The organism is Kitasatospora sp. NPDC088861, assembly GCF_044750105.1.
In the GTDB taxonomy this organism is placed as follows: domain Bacteria; phylum Actinomycetota; class Actinomycetes; order Streptomycetales; family Streptomycetaceae; genus Kitasatospora.
Genome location: NZ_JBIVJF010000001.1, coordinates 165,914 through 189,355, shown reverse-complemented (window position 1 = coordinate 189,355; position 23,442 = coordinate 165,914). Strand labels below are relative to the sequence as shown.

The following is a 23,442-nucleotide window of genomic DNA, read 5'->3' as shown; positions in this document are numbered from 1 at the left end:
ATGCTCCCATGCCTCCCCCGATGGTGGAGCCGGAGCCCGGAAGCCGGCCCGGATCGGGGGAGTCCGAGGGAGGCCCTACGCCTGCCGGGTCGGCACGACGACCGTGTGGCTCAGGTTGACGTGCCGGGGGCGGCTGACGGTGTAGGCGATCAGGTCGGCGAGGTCCTCCGCGGTGAGTGCGGGGATGGCCGCGAACATCCCGCCGAGCTGTTCGCGCAGGGCGGGGTTGTCGATGTGGCCGCCGAGTTCGGTGTCGGTCAGGCCGGGCTCGATGGAGCTGACCCGGACGTCGCGGGGGCTGAGTTCGGAGCGCAGGGCGGCGGACAGCTGGGTGAGCGCGGCCTTGGTGGCGCTGTACACGGCGTAGTTGGGGAAGACGACGCGCGAGGCGATGGAGGAGACGTTGACCAGGTCGGCGGCCCGGCCGTCGGCGGCGGCCGCGGTGAGGTCGTCGGCGAAGGCGCGGATGATCCGCAGGGCGCCGGTGAGGTTGGTGTCGACCATGCGGGTCCACTCGTCGGTCCGGCCGTCGGCGAGGGGGTTGGGCAGCATCACGCCGGCGCTGTTGACCACCAGGTCGACCCGGCCGTAGGCGTCGTGGACGGCCTTGGCGGCGGCGTCGACGGAGGCCTGGTCGGTGATGTCGGCGGTGACGGCGAGGGCCTGGCCGCCGGCGGCGGTGAGCTCGGCCGCGAGGGTGTCGAGGCGGTCGGTGCGGCGGGCGAGCAGGGCGACCCGGGCGCCGTGGGCGGCGAGCAGGCGGGCGGTGGCCGCGCCCATGCCGCTGGCGGCTCCGGTGACGACGGCGGTGCGGGCGGCGAGGGCGGGGTAGCTCATCGGTGGCTCCTGGGCCTGGGAGGGTGGTGGGGCTGACGACGACAACTGTGTGCGGGCGGCGGAGGTTCGCCCAGGGCCGTGTGCGTCCCGGGTGCGGCCCTCCCGGGATCCGCGTTCCTGGGTACGGCGGTACCACCCTGGCGTCGGGAAGGCCGACCGGGCGCGCGGCGTGTCTTGAGGCCGGGGCCGGCCGGGCCGTCACTACCCTGCGGGCATGAGTGCCTGCGAAGACCTCGCCGCGGCCCCCCAGGACATCGAGCCCCTCCCCCCGGCCGACGGCTGCGCCGACTGCCTGGCCCAGGGGCGCCGGGACTGGGTGCACCTGCGGATCTGCCTGGACTGCGGCCACATCGGCTGCTGCGACTTCTCGCCGCAGCGGCACGCCACCGCGCACTTCCACAACACCTCGCATCCGGTGATCCGCTCGTACGAGCGGGGCGAGGACTGGCGCTGGTGCTTCGTCCACGAGGTCATGGGCTGAGGCCCGGCGCGGGGCGCGTCCCGCGGATCGGGCCGGTCCGGGGAAGCCGGGGCCCGTTTCCGGTGGCATCCGGGCGCAACCCGGATAAAATCCGGACATAACGCCCGCGCGGCCCCCGGCCCCTCCGGTCGACATCCGTCCCGCCGGTGACCGCCGAAGGGAGGCCGACGATGACCAGGCGAACACCGGGCAGCACTGCCCAGCTCCGCCGGGGCACCCAGGAACTGCTGGAGCGCCGCGGCATGGCGACCGCGCCCACCCGGCTGGTGCCGATGCTGCGCGCCGACGCCATGTCCTCCGCCACCGCCGGGTACGCCGCGCCCGACGCCTTCCGGCACGGCGGCCGCGATCAGGCGGCCTCGGCGGGGCACGCCGCCCCGTCGATGCACGCCGAGCTCAAGGGCCACCGGCACCGCGGAGCGGAGAAGCACTCCGCCCACTGAGCGGATCCGGGTCCGGGGGCGGGCGCCGCGTTCCGGCGCCCGCCCCCGACGCGTGCTCGGGGGGTGGTGTCCGGGGGCGGTGTCCGGGGTGGTTCGCGGTCGGTGCGGGGGCGCGCCGGGGCGTTGTCAGTGGGCTGGAGTACCTTCGTGCCGTTCACCAGCACGGGGCGGGACGACGGGGGCGCACCATGGCCGACCTGATCACGGAGGAGCCGGTCGAGCTCCAGTTGGAGCGGTACCGGACGGAGCTGACGGGCTACTGCTACCGGATGCTCGGCTCGGTCTTCGAGGCCGAGGACGCGGTGCAGGAGACGATGGTCCGCGCCTGGCGCGGCCACCGCGGCTTCGAGGGCCGCGCCGCGCTGCGCTCCTGGCTGTACCGGATCGCCACCAACGTGTGCCTGGACGCGCTGAACGGCCGCAACAGCCGGGCCCGCCCGATGGACCTGGCCGGCCCGGTGACGGTGGCCACGGCGAGCGACACCCAGCTGCCCGAGGTGACGTGGATCGGCCCCGCGCCGGACGGCCGGGTGCTGCCCGAGACGGGTGACCCGGCCGAGGTGGCGGCCCAGCGCGAGTCGGTGAAGCTGGCCTTCGTCGCCGTGCTGCAGCGCCTCGCGCCCCGGCAGCGGGCCGTGCTGATCCTGCGCGAGGTGCTCGGCTGGAAGGCCGCCGAGGTGGCCGAACTGCTCGGCGTCACGGTGGCCTCGGTGAACAGCGCGCTGCAGCGGGCGCGCGCGGTGCTCGCCGGGGACGGCGCGGCCGCCCGCCCGGCCCCCGCGCTGGACGGCGACCACCGCGCGCTGCTGGACCGCTACGTCCGCGCCTTCGAGGCGTACGACATGGACGGCCTCGCCGCGCTGCTGCACGAGGACGTCACGCTCAACATGCCGCCGTACGCGATGTGGCTGCGGGGGCGGGGCGAGATCCGGGCCTGGATGCTCGGCCCGGGCCACGGCTGCCGCGGCTCCCGGCTGGTCCCGGTGACGGCCAACGGCGCTCCGGCCTTCGCCCAGTACCGGCCGAGCCCGGCGGGCGGGCACGAGCCGTGGGCGCTGATCGTGTTGGAGGTGTCAGCGGGCCGGATCACCGGGTTCACCAACTTCCTGGACACCGACGTGCTCTTCCCGCTGTTCGGCCTCCCGCCCCGGCTGGCCGCCGACTAGGCCCTGTCCGGCTGCCGGAGGTCGAGGGGGTCCACGCCCCCCGGCAGCAGGGCCGCGAGCCCGCTGAACGCGAGCAGCTCCCGCAGCGGGCCGCTCGCGTTCACCAGCACCACGCCCACCCCGTGCCGCGCGGCGGCGAGCCGCAGCCGGGCGAGGGCGTCGACGACGGCCAGGTCGGGCGCGGTCAGCGCGTCCAGGTCGCAGGTCAGGGCGGGGGCGGGCGGGGGCTTCGGCGTGGTGTCCATACTGCTTGGACCGGCCCGGCGGCCCGGGCTCATCGGCTCCGGCGGAACTTCTCGGAACTTCCCGGAGCTCGACAGAACTCCGCAGAACTTCTCGAAAGAATTTCCGCGTGGAGCGATGAGTTTCGGTCGCGCCCTCGGTCTACTCCTGTGAAAGCGCCACCGTGGCGCCGCGATCACGAAGGACGACACCATGACCGAGAACCTGGGCGAGCTGACCATCACCCGCGAGCTGCCGGCCACCCCGGACGCCGTCTTCCGCGCCTACGTCGAGCCCGAGCAGTTCGTCCGCTTCTGGGGCCCGGTCGGCACCCACGTCGAGCTGGACACCGTGACCATCGAGCCGCGGGTGGGCGGGCGCTACGACAGCACCATGACCATCGACGCGACCGGCGACGCGTACCCGATGTGCGCCAAGATCACCGAGATCCGCCCGGGCGAGCTGATCGCCCTGGTCGAGGAGAGCGTGGGCCTGCGCTCCACGATGACCTTCAAGGACCTCGGCGACGGCCGCACCGAGGTGGTCCTGCACCAGACCGAGGTGCCGGCGATGTACTGCGGTCCGGAGGCCCGGGCGGGCCTCAACTCCAGCTTCGACCGCCTGGTCGAGCACCTCGCCGCCCAGCGCTGAACTGACGGTCCCGGGCGGGTCGGTGGCAGAGTGGGCGGTGCAGAACCACCGTGCCCCAGGAGGATCGCAGTGACGGCTGAGCCCTTGAAGTCCCGCGAGGAATGGTTGGCGTCCCTGCCCAGGATCTACGCGGCGGCGGGCTGCCTGCTGCGGGACGAGTCCGGCCGGATCCTGATCGTGAAGGCCGGGTACCGCGAGCACTGGCAGTTCCCGGGCGGCACGATCGACCTCGGCGAGGGCCCGGTGGAGTGCGCCTCGCGGGAGCTGCTGGAGGAGACCGGCATCGTCAGGGCGACCGGGGAGCTACTGGCCATCTCCTGGACCCACCCCTCGTCCGAACTCGACCACCCGGCGCAGCATTTGATGTTCGACTTCGGCACCGTCCCGGACGGCACCCCCGTGACCGTCCCGGCCGGCGAACTGGACCGGCACCAGTGGGCCACCGTCGAGGAGGCGCTGGAACTCCTCGGCCCGGCCCGCTCGCTCCGGCTGCGGGCGGCGCTGGAGTCGGCCGCCGACGGCCGGGTGCGGATCGTCACCACGCCCGTCTCCGGCTTCTGAGTCCCGCCCGAGCCCAACCGACCGGCCCCGGGCGGGAGTTCCGCCCGGGGCCGGGCCCCGTCTCACGCCTGCTCGGCGTTCCGGGCGGCGATGATGGCCTTGACGGCCTCGGAGGTGAAGGTCTCCGCCTCGGACTTCTCGACGCCGAGGCCGGCGAGCACGCCCGAGCCGTTCTCCAGCTCCAGCAGGGCGAGCAGGATGTGCTCGGTGCCGACGAAGTTGTGCCCGAGCTTCAGCGCCTCACGGAAGGTCAGTTCCAGCGCCTTCTTGCCCTGCGCGTCGTACGGGATCAGCGCGGGCACCTGCTCGGCGGCGGCCGGCAGGACGGCGGCGGTCGCCTCCCGGACGGCCTCCGGGGTGACGCCCTGGGCGGCGAGCGCCTTGAGCCCGATGCCCTCCGGTTCGGCGAGCAGGCCGAGCAGGAGGTGTTCGGCGGTGATCTCGGCGTTGCCGGCCGCCCTGGCCTCCTCCTGCGAGGCCATCACGACGCTCCGGGCCCGGTCGGTGAACCGGGCGAAGCCCTGGCTGGGGTCGAGGTCGGCGGGGGTGCCCGGGTCCTTGGGGACGAACCGCTTCTGGGCGGCCTGCTTGCTGACGCCCATGCTGCGGCCGATGTCGGTCCAGGAGGCGCCGGAGCGGCGGGCCTGGTCGACGAAGTGGCCGATCAGGTGGTCGGCGAGGTCGCCGAGGTGGTCGGCGGCGATGACCGCGTCGGACAACTGGTCGAGCGCGTCGGGGTGGACCTTCTTGATCGCGGCGATCAGGTCGTCGAGGCGCAGCGGAGTGGTGTTGGGAACGACGGGATTCTCCATGCGTCAACCGTAGGTTGTCGATCCTGGGCCGTCAACCATCGGTTGACGATACGCGCGAGTAGTCTTCGGCGGCCCCTGCGGGACGGGAGGCGTCCGATGGGCGGGTCGAGGATCCCGGCCCTGCCCGAGGCCGGGCTGTCTCGCGAACTCAAGCTCCAGGTCGTCGAGTTGCAGGAGCCGGCCTGGCCCGGTGGCCGCTACGCGGCGGGCAGCAGCCGGGCCCGGACGGCGGCGACCTCGGCGGGGGTGGCCCCGGCGGCGAGCAGGTAGCCCGCCGGGTCGAGGCCCTCCAGCGCGCCCGCGAGGACGGCTTCGGCGGTGGTGCCGGCCTCGGCGAGCACCGCGTCGATCCGGTGGTACTGGTCCGGCAGGCCCAGCATCCCGTACAGCGGGCGGACGTTGGGGCCGCTGAGCTGGTAGTCCTCGACGATCGCGGCCCGTTCGACGCCGGCCAGGGCGAGCAGCAGCAGGGCCGCCAGGCCGGTGCGGTCGCGGCCGGCGCCGCAGTGCACGACCAGGCCGCCGGGGCGGGCGCCGGCGATGGCGGCGATCAGTGCGGCGGCGGCGTGCGGGCAGTGGTCCAGGTAGGGGCGGAGCGCGAGCGGGGTGCCGTCCAGCCGGCCGTAGGCCTCCCACCAGGCGGGGCCGGCGAGTTCGTCCAGCGGGACGCGGATCAGCTCGACGCCCTCGGGGAGCGGGAGGAGCGGCTTGTACTCCTCGGCGTTGCGCAGGTCGACCACGGTGCGGACACCGTGGTCGAGGAGGGCGTCCCAGCCCTCGGCGGTGAGGCGGTCCAGGTTGTCCGCCCGGACTATCGCCCCGCGGGCGGTCGGCCGGCCGGAGGCGGTGGGCAGTCCGCCCAGGTCGCGGACGTTCAGGCAGCCGTCCCACACGAGGGTGCGGTCCTCGGTGGCGGTCAGCGCGTGCGTCCGGCTCATGGGGGCCCCGTTTCCTCGACCGGGGGTCCCGTTACCCCCTCGTTATGAAGGACTCCCGGGAGATCCGGATGGTTCCGTGCTGTTCGGATCGCCGACACCCGGCGTTGGGGCCGGTTCGGGCGCCGTCCGGGGGCGGTGATGCTCCCCCGGGCGGCAGGTGGACGGCAGGCGGTGTCAGACGGCGGTCGGGGCTTCGGTCTCGGCCGCGACCAGCTTCTCCATCGGATCGGCCGCGATCCGACCGAGCATCGCGCCGGCCGCGATCGCGCCGATCATGAACACGGTGGACAGCCAGGCCATGGTCGCCACCGGCAGGGTGAAGGCGCCGACCACCCGGGCGACGCACTCGGCCAGCAGCGCGGTGCCCCAGGCACCCGCGAACACCCGCTCGTGGCGCTGGAAGGCCCGGGAGCCGGCCGCCCGGCCCTCGACCAGCCGCTGCCAGGCGGCGGCCCGGTCGCGCTTGCCCTTGGTGAGGAAGGGCATCAGCACCGGGGTCATCACCGACCGGCCGACCAGCGCCGAGAACAGGATGGCCAGCGCCACGGTGCCGCTCAGCCCGCCGTCCTTGGCGATCATCAGTCGGGCGTCGCCGGTGACGAAGGTGAGCGCCAGGCCCGCCAGGTTCACGGTCAGCATCAGCGCGGCCCACAGGTTGAGCCTGCGCTCGCGCAGCAGGCCGAGCACGGTCCGGGCGGCCGGGATGGCGCTGCTCCACGCCAGCGCGGCGAACACGCTCAGGCCGCCGGCCGAGTGCAGCAGGTAGTAGCCGGCCAGCGGGGCGACCACGTCGATGGCGAGCGGGCGGAGCCCGGAGGCCGACGGGTTCGGGGTCGTGCCGGTCCCGGTGGTGGCGGCGGCGGTGGCGGTGGTGACGGTTCGGCTCACGGCGGGTTCCTTCCCTGCTGGTGGCCGCGGGCCGCTGCCCGCGTCGTGCCTCCAGTGTTTCCGTCCGACCCTCCGTCAGAGCAGTGCCGTCCGTTGCGGGATCCGCGTGACAGCTGTCATGGTGCGGGCCGTGACAGCCGCTCCGACCTGCGACTTCTCCCGGCTCGCGGGGTCGCGTTCGCCCGGATGGCCCATGATGTGGCGGGTGCAGAGTGCAGAGCGCCCCGGAGCGGGCACCGGCAGCCCCGTCGGCCGGTCCGGACCAGTCCCTTCCGCCGGCCCGCCAGCGGGCCGGGCCCCCTCTCCCGCCGATCTGACCGAGGCCGTCCGGGCCGCCCAGGTCGGGGACGAGGAGGCGTTCCGGTTGCTGTTCCGGACCGTCCAGCCGGGCCTGCTGCGCTACCTGCGGGTCCTGGTCGGCGGTCGCCCCGAGGACGCCCAGGACGCCGAGGACATCGCCTCCGAGACCTGGCTTCAGATCGCCCGCGACCTGGGCGGCTTCTCCGGTGACGGGGACGGCTTCCGCGGCTGGGCCGCCACCGTCGCGCGCCACCGCGCGCTCGACCACCTGCGCGCCCGGCGCCGCCGCCCGGTCGCCGACCTGCCCTTCGAGTACCTGGCCGGGCTGGCTGCCGGGGACGACACCGCGGGCGCCGCGCTGGCCACCGTCGGCACCGCCGACGCGCTGGCGCTGATCTCCCGGCTGCCGCGCGACCAGGCCGAGGCCGTCCTGCTGCGGGTGGTCATGGAACTGGACGCCGAGAGCGCCGCCCGGGTGCTCGGCAAGCGGGCCGGCAGCGTCCGGATGGCCGCCCACCGGGGGCTGCGGAAACTGGCCACGCTGCTGGAGCAGTCCTTCGCGGCCGGGGTCGGGATCCCCGCCGCGCGCGAGGCCGAACCGGCGGTGCGGCGGCCCGGCCGGACCGGCCGGCGCCGTACCGAGGAACCCGTCGAGGAACCCGTCGAAGAAACCGCGGGGAAGGCGGCCGGGAAGCCCACGGGGAAACCTGCGGGAAAGCCTGCGGGAAAAAGTTCTCCGCAAGGTGTGACAGAACGCCGGGCCGCGACGCTGAAGGACATGAGATGAGCACCAACCGATCCCGTCGGATCGACCGTGACGCTGCCGAGCATCTGCTCGGCGGTGCCGTGGGCGGCCCGCTGGCCGGGCAGGACGCCTCGCTCACCGGACCGGACGGCGGTCCCGGGCCGCTCGCCCGGATCCTCGCCGCGGCCGCCGCCCCGGCGACGGCCGACGAACTGGCCGGGGAGCAGGCCGCCCTGACCGCGTTCCGGGAGGCGCGTCTCACGTCCGACCCCGTAGTGACCACACCCGTCCGGAGACGATCGATGGCAACCGCCACGTTGGCCAGGGCCTTCAGCACGAAGGCCACTGCCGCCGTGCTCGGCGCCACCGCGCTGTGCGGGGTCGCGGTCGCCGCCGGCACCGGCAACCTGCCGTCCCCGCTGGGCGGCGGGTCCGGCGCGCCCGAGCACGCGCTCGCCGCCGCGGGCGGGCCCTCCGGCAGTGCGCCCGGCACCGCGTCCGCCGATGCGTCGGCCGGTTCGTCCGCCACCTCGCCCGACAGTGCCGCGCCCGGCACCCCGTCCGTCCGCCCGTCCGGCGGCGGCTCCGCCTCGGGCGGTCCGCAGTTGGTCGGACCGTCCACCGCCCCGAAGCCCGGCACCCCCTCCGCCGATACCGACGGCGACGGCGACGTCGAGGGGCACGGCGCCCGGCCGCTCGCGCCCGGACTGGTCGCCCTCTGCCACGGCTTCGCCGACTGGTCGGGCCGGGGCGAGCGCTCACCGGCCACCGAGCCGCGGTTCGGCCCGCTGGTCACGGCGGCCGGCGGGGCGGAGAAGGTGGCGGACTACTGCGCGGAGGTGCTCGGCGACGAGGACGACGACCATCCGGGTGCCGCCGCGAAGCCCCACGACCCCGGCCGGACCACCCCCGGCCCCGGTGCGGGCGCGGGCAAGGGGAACACCGAGGACGGCCGGGGCAACGGCCAGGACAAGAACAAGGACAAGGGCAAGGGCAACGGCCAGGACAAGGGCCAGGACAAGGGCCAGGACAAGGGCAACGGCGGCAACGGGGCCAGGCCCGGCCGGTCCGGCGTGACCGTCCCGGCGCCGCCGGCCGCGCCGTCCCTGCCCGACGTCCGTCCGAGCAGGACCGACCGTTCCGACGACAGCCAGTCGGGCCGGAGGTAACCCAGGAACTCCGGGTGGGCGGCGAGCGACTCCCCCCGGGCTCGCCGCCCACCCGGACCGCACCACCCGCAGTACCCGCAGGACCGCACCACCGGCAGGACCGCACCACCCGCAGGACCGCACCACCCGCAGGACCGCACCACCCGCAGGACCGCTCGTCAGTACCACCCGAAGACCCCGGGTGGCCGGTCGGCTCCCCGTGCCGTCCGGCCGCCCGGCCCCGGCCGGCCCGGCAGGCGCCCACCCCGGACGCGCCGTCGGCCCGGTCGGCCTGGAACGTGCGGCCCGCCCTCCCGCAGTCAGGGCGGGTCGCACCCCCGCGCCGGCGGCCGGGGGACCGCTGCCCGGTCCCCCGACCGCCTCCCCGCCCCAGGCGGTGCGGTCCGGCGGTGCGGCTATCGTGCACAGGTGCACGAGGCGGCCCGGAACACCGGGCACGGCACGTGAGGGGAGTTCCAGGTGATCGGACGGGCGCTGAACGGGCGTTACGAACTCGTCGAGATACTCGGCGTCGGCGGCATGGCCACCGTCTGGCGCGGGCTGGACCACGTGCTGGGCCGCCAGGTGGCCGTCAAGGTCCTCAACGGGGGACTCGCCGACGACCCCCGCTTCGCCGAGCGGTTCAGCCGCGAGGCGCAGCACGCGGCCATGCTGGTGCACCCGAGGATCGTCATGGTCTTCGACTCGGGCGTCGACCAGGGCACGCCGTTCATCGTCATGGAGCTCGTCCACGGCCGTTCGCTCGCCGCCGTGCTGGTGCAGCAGCCGGGCCTGCCGGTGGAACGCGCCGTCGGCATCGCGGCGGCGGTCTGCGAGGCGCTGGCCGTCGCGCACGCGGCCGGGCTGGTCCACCGGGACATCAAGCCCGGAAACATCATGATCACCGACGACGGCGGGGTGAAGGTCGTCGACTTCGGCATCGCCCGGGCCGGTTCGTCCAGCAACCTGACCCAGACGGCGAGCGTGCTCGGTACGGCCGCCTACCTGTCGCCCGAGCAGGCCACCGCCTCGCCCCTGGACGGCCGCACCGACCTCTACGCGGTCGGTTGCGTGCTCACCGAAATGCTCACCGGCGAGACCCCGTTCACCGCCGAGACCCCGGTGGCGATCGCCTTCAAGCACGTCAGCGAGCAGCCCCTGCCGCCGTCCTACCGCCGCCCCGGCCTGCCGCCCGCGCTGGACGCGGCCGTGCTGCGCCTGCTCGCCAAGAACCCCGCCGACCGGCCGGCGGACGCCGTCGCGGCGCGGGCCGAACTCCTCTCCACCATCCCCGGGTTGGCGGTCGGCGACCCGACGGCGGAACTCCTCGCCACCGCCGCCGCCACCCAACTGCTGCCGCCCGTAAGGCCGGTGAACCCCAACCAGCAGCACACCACCCTGCTCCCGCCGCAGGCCCCGGCCGTCACCTCGCTGATGGCACCCGTCCCGCAGGCCCCGCCGGCCACTTCGCTGATGGCACCCGTCCCGCAGGCCCCGCCGGCCACTTCGCTGATGGCGCCCGTCCGGCAGGGCCCGCCCGCGCCCGCCGGCCGCAGCCGCCGCCGCGGCAGGCCCCTCGTCCTCGGCGCACTGGGCGTGGCCGCACTCGCCGGCGTCACCGCCCTGGCCGTCGCCGCCCTGGACGAGCCCGCCGGCAACGCCGCCGCCCCCGCTCCCACCAAGCCGCCGGCGGCCACCGCCCCCAGCACCCCGGCTGCCGCGCCCAGCACCCAGGCCCGCGCGTCCACCCCCGCGGCGACCCCGACGCCCACCACCACGGCCCCCACCACCCCGGCCGGCCTCCCCACGGCCCCCAACCCGGCCGTCCCCCGCAACCAGGGGCCGGCCCTCCAGCTCAACGCCTTCCGCCAGGCCGTCGTCCAGACCCAGGTCGCGGGCAAGGAGCACGACCGCCAGGCGGAGCTGCTGCGCATCCTCGACGACGCCTCCGCCCGCCTCAACGAGGGCAATCCGGACGACGCGGCCCAGGAGCTCAAGGACGCCCAGAAGGTGATCCGCGACCTGGCCAAGAAGCACGCCATCGACGGCCCCACCAACGCCAACTGGAACGCCCGCCTCGGCGCCCTGCTGATCACCCTGCACGCCACGGCCGCCGACAACCAGGACTGGTGACCGCGGGGCCTCAGGTCCGGTCCGACGGTGGCGCGGCGGTTCAGCGCGCGGCCGCGGGCCGCTCGGCCGCCCAGGCGAACCCGTCCGGGTCGGTGAAGGTTCCGGCGGTGCCGCCGATCACGAGCCGGTGCGATCCGCTGCCGTCGGGGGAGACGCCGGCGTCCTTGGCGAGGGCCCGGCGCTTGTACAGCGCGAGCTTGACCGGGCTCGACCCGGTGGCGAACTCGACGTACACCGGCCCGAAGCTCTTCGCCACGGTGAGGCCACGGTCGACGTAGAACCGCTTGCTCGCGGAGACGTCCGCGACTCCCAGCAGGAGCACGAGCTGGTCGATCTGCCGGGTGGCCGGGCCGGTGTCCTTCTTCGCGGAGGTCGCGATCTTCCAGATCGTCCCGTCCGGGGCCTGGACGACGCCGCCGTAGCCCCAGAGCGACTTCGCGGCGGGTTTGAGGGCGGTGGCGCCGGCGTCGAGGGCGGCGTCGACGAAGCCGTTGACGGTGGCGGGCCGGGACACCGTGAGCGACAGCGTGAACCCGCGGAAGCCGGTGGTCTGTTCCTGCGAGGCCCGCAGGCGCAGCTGCGTGTCCAGGCCGAAGGCGGTGGTGTAGAAGCTGCGGGCGGCCGTGGGGTCGGCCACGTCGAGGATGAGGGAGTCGATGGAAGTCATGTCCTCCACGCTAGGTGCGGCCCGGCGGCCGGGGCTTCTCGAATTCTGACCGGTCCGGCGGCCCGTCGCGCGCGGCGCCGGTAGTCGTCGGGCGGCATGCCGACCAGTTCGGTGAAACGGGCGCGGAAGGCGTCCGGCGAGGTGCAGCCGACCGCGCGGCGGACCGCGGTGATGCCGAGGCCGCCGCAGCGCAGGAACGCGGCCGCGCGCTCGACACGGCGCGCCGTCAGGTAGCCGTACGGCGAGTCGCCGTAGGCCAGCCGGAACTCGCGGCTGAGCTGCCCGGCCGCCAGGCCGGCGTCGCGCGCGAGCGCCAGGACGTCCAGTGGCCGCGCGTACTCGCGGTCGATCCGGTCCCGGACGCGGCGCAGCCGCGCGAGGTCTTTCAGGCGCTGCGCCGCCGCGCGGGCGCTGGCCCACGAGGGGTGACACACGGGAGGACTCCTCTCACCGGGCCCGACTCCGGCCGTCGCGGCCGTCGCGGCCGTGGCAGCCGTGGCGGCCGTCAGGGACCGCGCCGCCCGCACGGTCGGCGCTCGGCCGGTCGGCTCAGCGCAGCTCCTGGATGCGGATCAGGTTGCCGGCGGGGTCGCGGAAGGCGCAGTCGCGCATGCCGTACGGCTGCTCGGTCGGCTCCTGGACGACCTCGGCGCCGCCGGCCTGCACCGCCCGGAAGGTGCCGTCGAGGTCCCGGGTGGCCAGCAGGATCCAGCCGTAGGTGCCCTTGGCCATCATCTCGGCGATGGTGCGGCGCTCGTCCTCGGTGACCCCGGGGTCGACGGCCGGCGGCGCCAGGAGGATGGAGGTGTCGGGCCGGTCGGCGGGGCCGACGGTGATCCAGCGCATCTTGCCCTGCCCGACGTCGCCGCGGACCTCGAAGCCGAGGACGTCGCGGTAGAAGACCAGGGACGCGTCCGGGTCGTCGTGCGGGAGGACGCTGGTGTGAATGGTGATGTCCATGGCGCCGATGCTAGGTGTGGCCGCGCGGGCGTGCTTCTCGAATCCTGACCGATCGGGCGTGGCCGTCCACAGCCTGTGGACAACGTCACGGCTTGCGGTGGCTACGGGTCTCGACGTTCGCCCGGATCGCCCGCGACAGCGTCCCCGCCGCCGTGGCGAGGAAGACGAACGTGTACCCGATCTGCAGGATCACCACGAGGCGAGGGGCCTGACCGGTCGGGGTGATGTCGCCGTAGCCGACGGTGGCCAGGGTGACGACGGTGAAGTACAGGGCGTCGAGCCGGGTGACCAGCCCCTCGAAATCGCCCGGACGGGCGGCCATGACGTAGTAGGTCGCGGAGAAGATGGTCATCGCGAGGAAGATCAGGAACGACAGCCAGACCACCGGGCGCTTCGCGTCGCCCCGCAGCACGGCGGTGGTCTTCGCCAGCAGCAGGCCGCTCAGGCCGACCAGCGCGGCGGCGAACACGAGCCAGCTGAGGACGGGGTGCTGGTAGCCGAGCAGGCGCAGGGGAAGGGCCCAGTACGCGAGGATCAGCGCGGTGCAGGCGCTCAGCAGCCAGAGCGCGGACCGCGGGTCGACCCGGCCCTGCGGTGGTGGTGGCTGGCTTCCGGACATCGCGTCCAGCCTGCGGCCGCGCCGGGCCGGCCGCGTCCCGGGCTGGGCCGTTCGGGCCGGACCGTCCGCCGCCGTTCCACCGGCCGTAGCACCGGCCCCCGCTGACCGCCCCTCAGGCGGAGGCCGGGGTTCCTCCGTCCGGTCGGCCGGGTTCGTCCAGCAGCTCCAGCAGGGCCAGGACGGCGACCAGCGCGAGTGCCAGGCAGAGCGTCACCAGCACCGTCGGATAGCTCCACAGCACGAACGCCAGCGCCGCGCCCGCGACCGCCGCCCAGCCCAGCCAGGCCTTCCAGCGGTGGACGAACCGCCCGACCGGCCCGAGCCGCAGCCCGGCCCGTTCGGCGGTGCTCCGGGCCGCGCCGAGCCCGGCGTGCCAGCCGCTGCGCGCGGTGCGGGCCCAGCGACCGCCGCCGCTGATCCAGGCGCCGAGCGCGACGACCAGGCCGAGCGCGATCACCACCCGGACGGCGGAGCGCAGGTAGCGCACCAGCGCGTCGTACACCGCCTGGGCGGCCGCCTGGTCCACCCCGGCGGGGAGCCCGTCCAGGTAGACGGCCCGGAACACGCTCAGCCCGATGCCCAGCAGCAGCGCCCCGGCGGCCATCCCCAGCGCCGCCGTGACCGCCGCCCGGCGCCGCCGGACCGCGAGCAGCACCCCGCCGACCGCGCAGACCAGCGTGAGCACCGGCATCCAGAAGCCGGCCAGGTCCAACAGCCGCAGGCCGGTGCGGACCTTGGGGATGGCGTCGGACTGCACCAGCGTGAACGAGGTGTGGATCTCCGGGATCCTCGCGGCCGGCGCGAGCCCGTTGTCGACCAGCGCGGTCTTCACCCGGGCGATCACCGGGGCGAGGTCGAGCACCACGGTGTCGTTCCTGACCTCGACGGCGCCGCCGCCCTGCCCGGTCAGCATCCGGTCGATCGCGGTGTGCGCCTGCCGGTTGACGTCCGTCCAGAGGGTGGCGAAGGCGTCGCTGTCCACCACCCGCTGGACCTGGTCGCGGACGAAGCCGGTGAGCCCGTCGGTGAGGGCCTGGCCGATGCCGTTCAGCAGCGCGCCGAGCTTGGGCCGGTCGTCGGGGGCGATGTTGTCGAGCAGCGAGTCGACCGGGATCCGCGCCACGACCTCGTCGGTGACCCGGTTGGTGACGGCCGCCCTGACGGCCGGGTCCCGGGCCAGCGGCGCCATGGTCGCGACGTACCGGTCGGTGTCGCCGATCTCCGACCTCGCCCACACCGCGACGGCGCTCAGCGGGGTCAGCACGCAGGCCAGCAGGATCAGCAGGACGGCGACGAGGGAGCGCACCCGGTGGCGGTCCGGGCGGGTCGCCAACTGCCGGGTGAGCTGCGCCTGGTGGGCCTCGGCGGCGCTCAGGCGGGCCCGCAGGTCGGCCAGCTCGTCGGGCGACCCGGCGGGCGGTTCACCCGGGGGTCCGGCGGGGGGTCCGCCTGGCGGTCCGGCGGGTGTTCCGGCGGGCGGCTCGTCGCCCGGCTCGTCGGTGGGCATGCCGCGACTCCGTTCCTCCGTTGGGTGCATACCAGGAGATAACGGATCAGATCGGACGGCCAGCCGGGAGGGCCGTGAGCAGCCCGGATGCAGCAGAAGCCCCCGGCACCGTCATCGGACGGTACCGGGGGCTTCCGGAGGAGAGCGGGACTCAGACGGCCGTCTCGGGCCGCTTCGTCTCGGTGGCCTTGGTCACGTTGGTCGGCGTGACGGCCGGCGGGGTCGTGGCGGCCGGCTGCGGGGCGGCGGTGCTCTGCGGGGCGGCGGTGCTCTGCGCGGTGCCGGCGCTCTGCGCGGCGTCCGCCGGGGCTTCGTCCTCGCGCAGCGCCTTCGTCTCCGCCTTCAGGATGCGCATCGACTTGCCGAGGCCGCGGGCCATCTCCGGCAGCTTCTTCGACCCGAACAGCAGGATGACGATCGCCAGCACCACCAGGAGGTGCCAGGGCTCAAGACCGTTCCGCAGCATCCCTGGCCACCGGTCCCTTCTTGTCTAGAGTCAAGGGTGGGCGAGCGCCCGTGCTGGCCAGTATGCCTGGCGACGACGGCGAACGGATACACCGGCCGGGAAACGCTGGCCAAAAAGCAGGTGCCGTTCGAGCGGAACGCGAGCGCCCGCGGCGGCGGCCGGAGCCGGCCCGGTCCGGCTCGCGCACCCGTGACCAGCCCGCACGGCACCGCACCGCGCAGCACCTGCCTCTCCGACCCCTCCAGCCCCTTCGGTTCCGTCGCCGGGGTCCGCAGCCGGCAACCGCCCGATCGGCGGCGGCTCAGTACACGAAGGGCACGAGCCGCTTCGACGTCCGCCGGTATTCCGCGTACTCCGGCCCGAAGGCGGCCAGCAGCAGCCGCTCCTCGGCGGTGATCCGCCAGCCGTACGCGCCGAGCAGCAGCGCCGGCACCAGCAGGGCCGCCGGCCAGCTGCCCAGGCCGAGCGCGTAGCCCGTCCAGACCAGCAGACTGCCGGCGTAGCCGGGGTGGCGGATCTGCCGGTACGGGCCGCTGCGGACGACGCGCTGGGTGTCCACGGTGCGCAGGGTGCGGGTGTAGTAGCGGCCCAGGGTGCGCATGCCCCAGGCCCGCAGGGCCAGCCCGGCGGCGATCAGCGCGATCCCGAACCAGCGGGCCCAGAGCGGCAGTTCGCCGATCCCGGCGCGGCCGAACAGCACCACGACCAGCACCGCGGCGGCGTAGCAGGCGAGCAGCAGCCGGGTCGAGCCGCGGTCGCGGCCGTCCGCGCGCCAGGTGCCGGCGGCGGAGTCCTCGCGGCGGCGCAGCATCAGCTCGTAGCCGACCCAGCAGAGCATGCCGAGGAGGGAGAGCAGGGTCGTCAGGGACATGCGGCGGCTCCCGGCGGATAGGAGATGCGGGCCAAGTACCCCTTCACGGTCCTCCCCGGGGACCGCCGACGCACGCCCCCGGGGGTGGACGCCCCGGCCTCCACCCCCAGGTGGACCGTCCGGCCCGCCCGTTGACGAGGCCCGTTCGTTGCCGCCTGCGATCTGCGGCCGTGCCGCCGACCCTGGCACGCCGATGGACGTTACAACCGCTACCTTGACGCCATGGGCGAGCCAGTGATCGAGTCGATGGCCGAGGTCCGGGGCCACCTCGCGGACGTGATCGACCGGGCACGACGTGACGGAACTCCGACGATCATCACGAGGCGCGGCCGGCAGGAGGCGGTGGTGATCGACATCGCCGAGTGCTGGCGCCTGCGGGAAGTCGCCGACCAGGCCGAGGACGAGTGGCTGAACCGCCTCGCGGCCGAGGCCGAGGCCGAGGGCCTCGAAGGCTCCGTCTCGCTGGAGGGGATGGCCGCCCTGCTCCGCGATCACCACGGCCGAGCCTGAGGGGCTGCTCCGTGCTCACCGGGTGCTGTACACCGTCGAGGGCGGGGTGCTGATCGTCTGGGTCATGGCGGTCGGCAACCGTCGTGAGGTCTACCGGCACCGGTAGGGGCCGGTGGGAACGGCGGAGAGCCCCCGTCCGAGGGGGCGGGGGCTCTCGATGACTCGCGTGGATCGGGCCGGGTGGGTCAGGCGGTGACGGCCTCGGGGGCCGGGGCGGCGGCGGGGAGGTGGCGCATCAGGCGGTAGGCCAGCAGGGCGGTGCCGAGGGCGAAGACCAGGCCGACCACCGCGGCGACGTGCAGGCCGTCGGTGAAGGCGGCCCGGGCGGTCTCCAACAGGTCCGTGCCGATCCGGCCGGGCAGGTGGCCGGCGACGGTGACCGCGCCGCCGAGGGTGTCCTGGGCGGCCCGGGCGGCCTCGCCGTCGACGCCCGTGGGGAGGGCGCCGTCCAGCTGGTGGCGGTAGACGGCGGCGCCGGCCGCGCCGAGCAGGGCGATGCCGAGCGAACTGCCGAGTTCGACGGCGGTCTCGGAGGTGGCGGAGGCGGCGCCGGCCTGCTCGGCGGGGGCGGCGGAGACGACCATTTCGGCGGTCATGGTCATGGTGCCGACGGTGCCGGCGGCGAGGACGCCCGCCGCGACGAGGATGAGCGCCAGCGGGGAGTGCGCGCCGACCTGGGTCATCAGCGCGAAGCCCGCCGCTCCGACCAGGAACCCGCCGCCCATCAGGGCCGCCGGGCGGACCTTGCCGGCCAGTGCGGAGCTGGTGCCGACGGCCGCGCCGACGCCGACGCTGGGCACCAGCGACCAGAGCGAGGCGGTGAGCGGGCTCATGCCCTTGACCAGTTGCAGGTACTGCGAGGTGAAGAGGGAGAAGCCCATCATCGCGAACATCGCGATGGTGTTGACGCTGATCGCGCCGCTGAAGGTGCGGATCCGGAACAGGCCGAGGTCGATCAGCGGGTCGGCGGCGGTGCGCTGGCGCCATACGAACGCGGCGGCCAGCAGCAGGCCGGCCGGGACGGCGAGGGCGGGCAGCGGGCTCCAGCCGTCCACGGCGAGGGTCTTGACGCCGTAGACCAGCGGCAGGATCGCGGCCATCGAGAGCGCGGCGCCTGGCAGGTCGAAGCGGCCGGTGCGGGCGGTGGAGCGGTACTCGGGGAGCAGGACGGGCGCGGCGAGCAGCACCAGGGCCATCACCGGGACGGCGAGCAGGAACGCGGAGCCCCACCAGAAGTGGTCGAGCAGCAGGCCGCCGGCGACCGGGCCGAGGGTGGCGCCGGCGGTGAGGACGCCGCCCCAGGCGCCGAGGGCGATCTGCCGCTGCTTGGGGTCGTGGAACATGTTGCGGACCAGCGCGAGCGTCGAGGGCATCACGGTGGCCCCGGCGACGCCGAGCAGGGCGCGGGCGGCGATCAGCTGGCCGGCGGTGTCGGCCCGGGCGGCCAGCAGCGAGGCGCCGATGAAGCCGGCGGCGCCGATCATCAGCAGCCGGCGGCGGCCGATCCGGTCGCCCAGCGAGCCCATGGTGATGAGCAGCCCGGCGAGCAGGAACGAGTACACGTCCATGATCCACAGCTGCTGGGTGCCGCTGGGCGCCAGCGTGGTGGAGATGAAGGGGACGGCGAAGAAGAGCACGCCCATGTCCATGGCGAGGACGAGGGTCGGGAGCAGGAGGACGGCCAGGCCGATCCATTCGCGACGGCCTGCGCGGCCGGTGGTTGCGGTCATGGGGAAGACGGTACGGACGTGTCAGACACCTGTCTAGTACGTATGTGTAAATCGCTCGTGCGAGACGTCAGTGCGAGACATTCGTGCAAGACATCTGTGCAGTCCTTCCGTAGGATTCGGGTCATGGGAAACCGCGAAGACCTGATGGCCGGCGCCAAGCGCTGCCTGTACGAGAAGGGGTACGGGCGCACCACCGCCCGTGACGTCGCGACCGCCTCGGGCGTCAGCCTGGCCGCGATCGGCTACCACTTCGGTTCGAAGGACGCGCTGCTCAACGCGGCGATGATCGAGGCGATCGGGGAGATGGTGGGGGAGACCCTGGGCGCGGTGGTGAACGCCGCCAACCGCGTGTCCGACGATCCGGAGGAGCGCTTCGCCGCGGTCTGGGACGGCCTCAGGACCGTCTTCACCGAGCACCGCGGGCTCTGGGCGGCCCAGTTCGAGGCGCTCGCCCAGGCCGCGCACGCGCCCGAGCTGGCGCACGCGTTCGCGGAGGCGCAGAAGGAGGGCCGGCTCGGTCTCGCCGCGCTGTTCCAGGGACTGCCCGAAGTGCCGGACACCGAGGAGGAGGTCGTCCGCGGCTCCTTCTACCAGACCCTGCTGGCCGGGTACGCCGCCCAGTGGCTGGCCGCCCCCGAACTGGCGCCGAACGGGCGGGACTTCCTGCGCGGGCTGCGGCTGGTCAGCGGAAGCGTGTTCGGCCCCGCGGTGCCGTCACCGCCCGCCACCGCCCGCTGACGGCGGCCGGCCGTCGCCCGTCGCCCGCTGCCGCCCGCGCCGCCCCGCTAGGCGGTGACCACCGTCAGCAGCACCACCGAGTCGACGTGGGCCAGCAGCCCGTGCCGTTCCTGGGGCACCGGCTCCAGCCGTCCGACCGGCAGCTCCTGGTGCCGGCCGGCGATGGTCAGCGAGACCCGGCCGCGCAGCACCTGGACGCTGCCGGCGGTCGGCGGGGTGTGCTCGTCCAGCGAGGTGCCCGCGGTCAGCGCGATCACGGTCTGCCGCAGGACGCCGTCGTGGAGCACCAGGTGGGCGCTGCGCCCGTGCGGGCTCTCGGCCGCCCGGGCGGCGTGCTCCACGGCGAGCTGTTCGAGATCGGGCATCGCGCGTCCTCCTGACCCGGCGTGCCGGGCCGACCCCGGGCGCCCGGACCGGCGCCGTGTGCCCAGGTTCGCGGACGCGCTCGGCTCGCGCACCCGGAGCCGTTCGACGTGCAGCCCCCGGCGAGTGCCCGCATCGTGGAGGCATGGCGATCAACGAGACAGTCTCCGGTGGGTTCCAGGTCAACCGCTCGCTGCTGGCCGGCGGCGCGCTGCTCACCGGTATCGGCGCCGTGCTCGGCGTGGCCGGGGCGGCGATGGTGTGCGCGGCGCTGGCCACGGCCGGCCGCAGCTGGGTGCGCAGCCTGGAGACCGCGCCGGCCGCGTTCGCCCAGCGGGCGCTGCGCGAGGCGAAGGTGGCGTCCAGCGCGGGCTGGGAGGCCTGGCGCGCGGAGCACGGTTCGCCCAACTGAGCGCACCCGCCCAACTGAGCACGACGGCCCCGGCCGAGTGTGCCCGGCCGAGTGCGCCCGTCCGGGTGCGGCGGGCCGCCATGGGGGTGCGGCCCGCCGCGGCTGTGGACCCGCCTACAGGCCGAGGGACTTGGCGATGATGCTGCGCATGACCTCGCTGGTGCCGCCGTAGATCCGGAACACCCGGTTGTCGGTGTAGAGCCGGGCGATCGGGTACTCCAGGATGTAGCCGTAACCGCCGTGCAGCTGAAGGCACTTGTCGATGACGGTGGAGGCCGACTCGGTGCAGAACAGCTTCGCGGCTGCCGCGTCGGCGACGGTCAGCTCCCCCTGCTGGTACAGCTCCAGCGCGCGGTCCACCATCGACTGCTGCGCCACCACCTGGGCCTCGCAGTCGGCCAGGGTGAACTTGGTGTTCTGGAACTCGGCCACCGCTTTGCCGAACACCTTGCGGTCCTTGACGTACTGGAGCGCGAACCGCACCGCCGCGGCCGCCGACGCGTACGCGCTGACGGCGATGGCCAGCCGCTCCTGCACCAGGTTGTGGGTCAGGTAGGAGAAGGCCCGGCCCTCCTCGCCGAGCAGGTTCTCCACCGGCACCCTGACGTCGCTGAACGCCAGTTCGGCGGTGTCCGAGGTGCGCAGGCCGATCTTTTGCAGCTTGCGGCCGACCGTGTAGCCGGGGGAGGTGGTGTCCACGCAGAGGATGGACAGGCCGGCCCGGCGGTTGTCCGGGTCGTACGGGGCGGTGCGGCAGACCACCAGGACGAGGTCGGCCAGCACGCCGCCGGTGATGAAGGTCTTGGCGCCGTTCAGGACGTAGTGGGTGCCGTCCTCGGAGAGCTTCGCGGTGGTGGCGATGCCCGCGAGGTCGGAGCCGGCGCCCGGCTCGGTCATCGCGATGGCGGTCATGATGTCGCCGGAGACGAAGCCGGGCAGCCAGCGCCGCTTCTGCTCCTCGGTGGCGTACTCCAGCAGGTAGGGCAGGACCAGCGCGGTGTGCACGCCCGAGGAGCCGAAGCTCACGCCCGCCCGGGCGGTCTCCTCGGTGATCACCGTCTGGTACTTGAAGCCGCTCTCGCCCGCGCCGCCGTACTCCTCCGGCACCTCGATGCCGTAGACGCCGAGCGCGCCGAGCTGCCGGTAGAAGTCGCGCGGCGGGTGGCCGTCGGCCTCCCAGCTCTCGTAGACCGGGACGACCTCGTTGGCGATGAAGTCCCGGATGGTCTCCCGGAAGGCCTCGTGGTCCTCGTTGAACACGGTGCGGCGCACGGCGGCGCTCCCTTCGGTGGTGACCGGCTGCGGGCGCCGGCGGGGGCTGAACGTGCCAGGTGATGGCCTCACAAGTTAATCTCGGGTAGCTTCGGCTGTCCAGGGTCGACGGCACCGGAAAAGGCTGGTGGCCACCGGCGGTCGGCGTCCTCAAGTGAATCCTTGCTAGCCTTCGGGCGGCAGTCCGGAGCGCGGGAGGGGGGCTCGCCATGGTGGTCCGACGACCTCCCGGGCGGCGCGCCCAGATCCTCGCCGTGGCGGCCGACCGGTTCCACCGCAGCGGCTACCACCAGGTCTCCATGACCGAGGTCGCCGCCGGGGTCGGCATCACCGCGCCCGCCCTCTACCGGCACTTCCGGGGCAAGCCCGAACTGCTCGACCGCGCCGTCCGGCTGGGGCTGGACGCGCTGGCCTGCGGGCTGCGCGGGGCCCGCACCACCGGCGACCTCGGCGCCGCGCTGGCCGCCGTCGCGGTCGGACACCGCCCGCTCGGCACCCTGGTGCAGCGTGACGCCAGGCTGCTGCCGCCGGCCCGGCGGGCGGCGCTGCGCCGCGAACTGCGCGCCGACGTCGCGCTGATGACCGCCGTGCTGCGCGCCGGACGGCCGGAACTTCCGCTGCCGGACGCCGAGTTGCTCTGCTGGTCGGCGCTCTCGGCCTGCACCGGGCTCTCCTACCAGTCGGCCGCGCCGCAGCCGCGCCGCGCCGAGGCGGTGCTGCGCGAACTCGTCGCCGCCGTCCTCGCGGCCTCCCCGGGCGGTGCCGCCGCCCACCCGGATCCCGCTGTCCACCCAGGTCCCGCTGTCGCCCCCGCTCCCGTCCCCGCCGCCGATCCCGTCGCCCCGGGGTCGCCGGAGCCCAGGCCGCAGGCGCGCCGCGAGGAGCTGCTCGCGGCGGCCGTCCGGCTCTTCCACCAGCGCGGCTTCGACAACGTCAGCACCGACCAACTCGGCGCCGCCGTCGGCATCTCCGGCCCCAGTGTCTACCGGCACTTCGACAGCAAGGCCCAGTTGCTCGCCGCCTCGCTGGTGCGCAGCCGCGAACGGCTCTGGCAGGAGGTGGACGGCGCGTTCGCCGCCGCCGCCGGGCCGGAGGCGGCGCTGGCGGCCGGCCTGGGTGCGTACGTCGGCTTCGCGCTGCGCAACGGCGACTACCTGGGCGCGATGCTCAGCGAGACGGAGCGGCTGGCCCCGCCGGACCGCCGGGTCGCGGTGGACTTCCGGCGCGACTTCCTGCGCACCTGGGTCGGCCTGCTGCGGCGGGTCCGGCCCGAGTACGACGCGGTCGAGGCCCGGATCCGGGTCCACGCCCTGTTCGCGCTGGTCAACGACGGGGTGCGGAACCGCCCGCACAGCGCCCGCCCGGACCTCGGGAACTGCCTGCTGCACCTCGGCCGGGCCGTCCTCGGACTGCCCGGAACGGACGGCGGCCGGGTGCCCGCCCCGCGTTGACGGGGTGGGCACCCGGCCCGGAGGGTGTGGCTGCGCCCGGGGCCGGACAGGACCTAGCCGACGGCGCCCGGGAAGAAGGCCCGGGCGTCGAGGTTGCCGTTGCCCTGCAGAGCGCCGATGTTGCCGCCGTTGCCGGTCGCGGCGAGGCCGTTGTTCTGGTTGCTCGCGCCCGAGCCGGTGGCCGTCTGCTGGGTGACGACCACGTTGCCGTGGACGTTGCCGATGACGTTGGCGGAGCCGGTGTTGCTCACGACGCTGCTGTTGGAGTGGTCGATGGCACCGGCGCCGTTGTCGGCGTGGGCGCTGGCGGCGCCGAAGCCGACGAGGAGGAACGCCCCGAGGGCGGTGGCGGCGGCTGCGCGGATACGGGACACGGTGGTCTCCCTGAGCTGGGGGTGCGAAATGTGGCGCGATCCGGAGTGGCCGCTCCGTGGCGCCGTTGCCTGACGTCGCACGTTCAGCATTCACCAGCAGCGTGGACGAACTCCACCAAACAGGTGGCAATTCCCCCGATGGTGTCATGGTGACGCCGTATCCGGAGATAGCCCGAT

Annotated in this window: 28 protein-coding genes; 12 read left to right on the top strand and 16 right to left on the bottom strand. The window is 74.6% G+C overall.

Annotated elements, in window-relative coordinates:
- Positions 1–75: 75 nt before the first annotated feature.
- Entirely contained in the window at positions 76–837 is a 762-nt protein-coding gene (locus ACIP37_RS00925; RefSeq protein ID WP_363582454.1) for an SDR family oxidoreductase, read from the bottom strand.
- A gap of 214 nt (positions 838–1,051) precedes the next feature.
- Between ACIP37_RS00925 and ACIP37_RS00920 the strand changes: the two genes are divergently transcribed.
- The 3 genes from ACIP37_RS00920 (at position 1,052) to ACIP37_RS00910 (ending at position 2,927) form a co-directional block, all read left to right on the top strand.
- Positions 1,052–1,318 (top strand): UBP-type zinc finger domain-containing protein, encoded by a 267-nt coding sequence (locus ACIP37_RS00920; RefSeq protein ID WP_363582452.1) that lies wholly within the window; start codon positions 1,052–1,054, stop codon positions 1,316–1,318.
- Between the two features lie 170 nt (positions 1,319–1,488).
- The gene (locus ACIP37_RS00915) at positions 1,489–1,761 is read left to right on the top strand and encodes a hypothetical protein (protein ID WP_363582450.1); all 273 of its coding nucleotides are present in this window, start codon (positions 1,489–1,491) and stop codon (positions 1,759–1,761) included.
- 188 nt (positions 1,762–1,949) lie between these two features.
- Positions 1,950–2,927, top strand: a complete 978-nt coding sequence (locus ACIP37_RS00910; RefSeq protein WP_400843001.1) for a sigma-70 family RNA polymerase sigma factor — start codon at positions 1,950–1,952, stop codon at positions 2,925–2,927.
- Here the strand turns inward: ACIP37_RS00910 and ACIP37_RS00905 are convergent.
- The gene (locus ACIP37_RS00905) at positions 2,924–3,172 is read right to left on the bottom strand and encodes an STAS domain-containing protein (RefSeq protein WP_400842998.1); all 249 of its coding nucleotides are present in this window, start codon (positions 3,170–3,172) and stop codon (positions 2,924–2,926) included. The genes ACIP37_RS00910 and ACIP37_RS00905 overlap by 4 nt on opposite strands.
- A 190-nt stretch (positions 3,173–3,362) precedes the next feature.
- Here ACIP37_RS00905 and ACIP37_RS00900 point away from each other — a divergent pair, with 190 nt between their 5' ends.
- Positions 3,363–3,800: an SRPBCC domain-containing protein gene (locus tag ACIP37_RS00900; protein ID WP_363582444.1), complete on the top strand. Its 438-nt coding sequence runs from the start codon at positions 3,363–3,365 to the stop codon at positions 3,798–3,800.
- A 69-nt stretch (positions 3,801–3,869) separates the two neighbouring features.
- A complete protein-coding gene (locus ACIP37_RS00895; RefSeq protein WP_363632818.1) occupies positions 3,870–4,361 on the top strand; it encodes an NUDIX hydrolase in 492 nt (163 codons plus the stop codon).
- 62 nt (positions 4,362–4,423) lie between these two features.
- On the opposite strand, the gene ACIP37_RS00890 is transcribed toward ACIP37_RS00895, so the two are convergent.
- From ACIP37_RS00890 to ACIP37_RS00880, 3 genes are all read right to left on the bottom strand, one after another.
- Positions 4,424–5,173 carry a Clp protease N-terminal domain-containing protein gene (locus tag ACIP37_RS00890; protein WP_363582440.1) on the bottom strand — a complete coding sequence of 250 codons (750 nt, stop codon included), beginning with the start codon at positions 5,171–5,173 and terminating at the stop codon, positions 4,424–4,426.
- Positions 5,174–5,370: 197 nt separating this feature from the next.
- Positions 5,371–6,111: a tyrosine-protein phosphatase gene (locus ACIP37_RS00885; RefSeq protein ID WP_363632817.1), complete on the bottom strand. Its 741-nt coding sequence runs from the start codon at positions 6,109–6,111 to the stop codon at positions 5,371–5,373.
- Between the two features lie 174 nt (positions 6,112–6,285).
- A complete protein-coding gene (locus ACIP37_RS00880; RefSeq protein WP_363632815.1) occupies positions 6,286–6,999 on the bottom strand; it encodes a VC0807 family protein in 714 nt (237 codons plus the stop codon).
- A 205-nt stretch (positions 7,000–7,204) separates the two neighbouring features.
- On the opposite strand from ACIP37_RS00880, the gene ACIP37_RS00875 reads away from it, so the two are divergent.
- From ACIP37_RS00875 to ACIP37_RS00865, 3 genes are all read left to right on the top strand, one after another.
- Positions 7,205–8,086, top strand: coding sequence for an RNA polymerase sigma factor (locus ACIP37_RS00875; RefSeq protein WP_400809914.1), 882 nt, complete (start codon positions 7,205–7,207; stop codon positions 8,084–8,086).
- Complete coding sequence (locus tag ACIP37_RS00870) at positions 8,083–9,213, top strand: hypothetical protein (RefSeq protein ID WP_400809916.1); 1,131 nt, start codon at positions 8,083–8,085, stop codon at positions 9,211–9,213. The genes ACIP37_RS00875 and ACIP37_RS00870 overlap by 4 nt, the downstream gene beginning before the upstream one ends.
- 459 nt (positions 9,214–9,672) lie before the next feature.
- Complete coding sequence (locus ACIP37_RS00865; RefSeq protein ID WP_363632812.1) at positions 9,673–11,325, top strand: protein kinase domain-containing protein; 1,653 nt, start codon at positions 9,673–9,675, stop codon at positions 11,323–11,325.
- A 40-nt stretch (positions 11,326–11,365) separates the two neighbouring features.
- Here ACIP37_RS00865 and ACIP37_RS00860 read toward each other — a convergent pair whose 3' ends face one another.
- The 7 genes from ACIP37_RS00860 to ACIP37_RS00830 all read right to left on the bottom strand — a co-directional run bounded on the left by ACIP37_RS00860 (position 11,366) and on the right by ACIP37_RS00830 (position 16,415).
- Positions 11,366–11,992: a glyoxalase gene (locus tag ACIP37_RS00860; RefSeq protein ID WP_363632810.1), complete on the bottom strand. Its 627-nt coding sequence runs from the start codon at positions 11,990–11,992 to the stop codon at positions 11,366–11,368.
- Positions 11,989–12,426, bottom strand: a complete 438-nt coding sequence (locus tag ACIP37_RS00855; RefSeq protein ID WP_363632808.1) for an AraC family transcriptional regulator — start codon at positions 12,424–12,426, stop codon at positions 11,989–11,991. Before ACIP37_RS00855 ends, ACIP37_RS00860 begins: the two co-directional genes overlap by 4 nt.
- Before the next feature lie 115 nt (positions 12,427–12,541).
- Entirely contained in the window at positions 12,542–12,952 is a 411-nt protein-coding gene (locus ACIP37_RS00850) for a VOC family protein (protein WP_363582426.1), read from the bottom strand.
- Positions 12,953–13,037: 85 nt separating this feature from the next.
- Complete coding sequence (locus ACIP37_RS00845; protein ID WP_363582424.1) at positions 13,038–13,571, bottom strand: potassium channel family protein; 534 nt, start codon at positions 13,569–13,571, stop codon at positions 13,038–13,040.
- 112 nt (positions 13,572–13,683) lie between these two features.
- Positions 13,684–15,078: a hypothetical protein gene (locus ACIP37_RS00840; protein WP_363632807.1), complete on the bottom strand. Its 1,395-nt coding sequence runs from the start codon at positions 15,076–15,078 to the stop codon at positions 13,684–13,686.
- Between the two features lie 151 nt (positions 15,079–15,229).
- The gene (gene tatA, locus ACIP37_RS00835; RefSeq protein WP_363632805.1) at positions 15,230–15,544 is read right to left on the bottom strand and encodes a Sec-independent protein translocase subunit TatA; all 315 of its coding nucleotides are present in this window, start codon (positions 15,542–15,544) and stop codon (positions 15,230–15,232) included.
- 301 nt (positions 15,545–15,845) lie between these two features.
- A complete protein-coding gene (locus ACIP37_RS00830) occupies positions 15,846–16,415 on the bottom strand; it encodes an isoprenylcysteine carboxylmethyltransferase family protein (protein ID WP_363582420.1) in 570 nt (189 codons plus the stop codon).
- Positions 16,416–16,637: 222 nt separating this feature from the next.
- Here ACIP37_RS00830 and ACIP37_RS00825 point away from each other — a divergent pair, with 222 nt between their 5' ends.
- Positions 16,638–16,925 (top strand): type II toxin-antitoxin system prevent-host-death family antitoxin, encoded by a 288-nt coding sequence (locus tag ACIP37_RS00825; RefSeq protein ID WP_400842994.1) that lies wholly within the window; start codon positions 16,638–16,640, stop codon positions 16,923–16,925.
- A gap of 185 nt (positions 16,926–17,110) precedes the next feature.
- Here the strand turns inward: ACIP37_RS00825 and ACIP37_RS00820 are convergent, their stop codons facing one another.
- On the bottom strand, positions 17,111–18,655 hold the full coding sequence (locus tag ACIP37_RS00820; RefSeq protein WP_400842991.1) for an MFS transporter: 1,545 nt from the start codon (positions 18,653–18,655) through the stop codon (positions 17,111–17,113).
- Between the two features lie 123 nt (positions 18,656–18,778).
- Between ACIP37_RS00820 and ACIP37_RS00815 the strand changes: the two genes are divergently transcribed.
- The gene (locus ACIP37_RS00815) at positions 18,779–19,393 is read left to right on the top strand and encodes a TetR/AcrR family transcriptional regulator (RefSeq protein ID WP_400842988.1); all 615 of its coding nucleotides are present in this window, start codon (positions 18,779–18,781) and stop codon (positions 19,391–19,393) included.
- Positions 19,394–19,440: 47 nt separating this feature from the next.
- On the opposite strand, the gene ACIP37_RS00810 is transcribed toward ACIP37_RS00815, so the two are convergent.
- Complete coding sequence (locus ACIP37_RS00810) at positions 19,441–19,758, bottom strand: cupin (protein WP_363582412.1); 318 nt, start codon at positions 19,756–19,758, stop codon at positions 19,441–19,443.
- Between the two features lie 143 nt (positions 19,759–19,901).
- Between ACIP37_RS00810 and ACIP37_RS00805 the strand changes: the two genes are divergently transcribed.
- Positions 19,902–20,168, top strand: a complete 267-nt coding sequence (locus tag ACIP37_RS00805) for a hypothetical protein (protein ID WP_063348761.1) — start codon at positions 19,902–19,904, stop codon at positions 20,166–20,168.
- A gap of 114 nt (positions 20,169–20,282) precedes the next feature.
- Here ACIP37_RS00805 and ACIP37_RS00800 read toward each other — a convergent pair whose 3' ends face one another.
- A complete protein-coding gene (locus ACIP37_RS00800) occupies positions 20,283–21,440 on the bottom strand; it encodes an acyl-CoA dehydrogenase family protein (protein WP_363617680.1) in 1,158 nt (385 codons plus the stop codon).
- A gap of 209 nt (positions 21,441–21,649) precedes the next feature.
- On the opposite strand from ACIP37_RS00800, the gene ACIP37_RS00795 reads away from it, so the two are divergent.
- Positions 21,650–22,891, top strand: coding sequence for a TetR/AcrR family transcriptional regulator (locus tag ACIP37_RS00795; RefSeq protein WP_400842985.1), 1,242 nt, complete (start codon positions 21,650–21,652; stop codon positions 22,889–22,891).
- 53 nt (positions 22,892–22,944) lie between these two features.
- On the opposite strand, the gene ACIP37_RS00790 is transcribed toward ACIP37_RS00795, so the two are convergent.
- Positions 22,945–23,265, bottom strand: a complete 321-nt coding sequence (locus tag ACIP37_RS00790; protein ID WP_363582406.1) for a hypothetical protein — start codon at positions 23,263–23,265, stop codon at positions 22,945–22,947.
- Between the last annotated feature and the right edge of the window lie 177 nt (positions 23,266–23,442).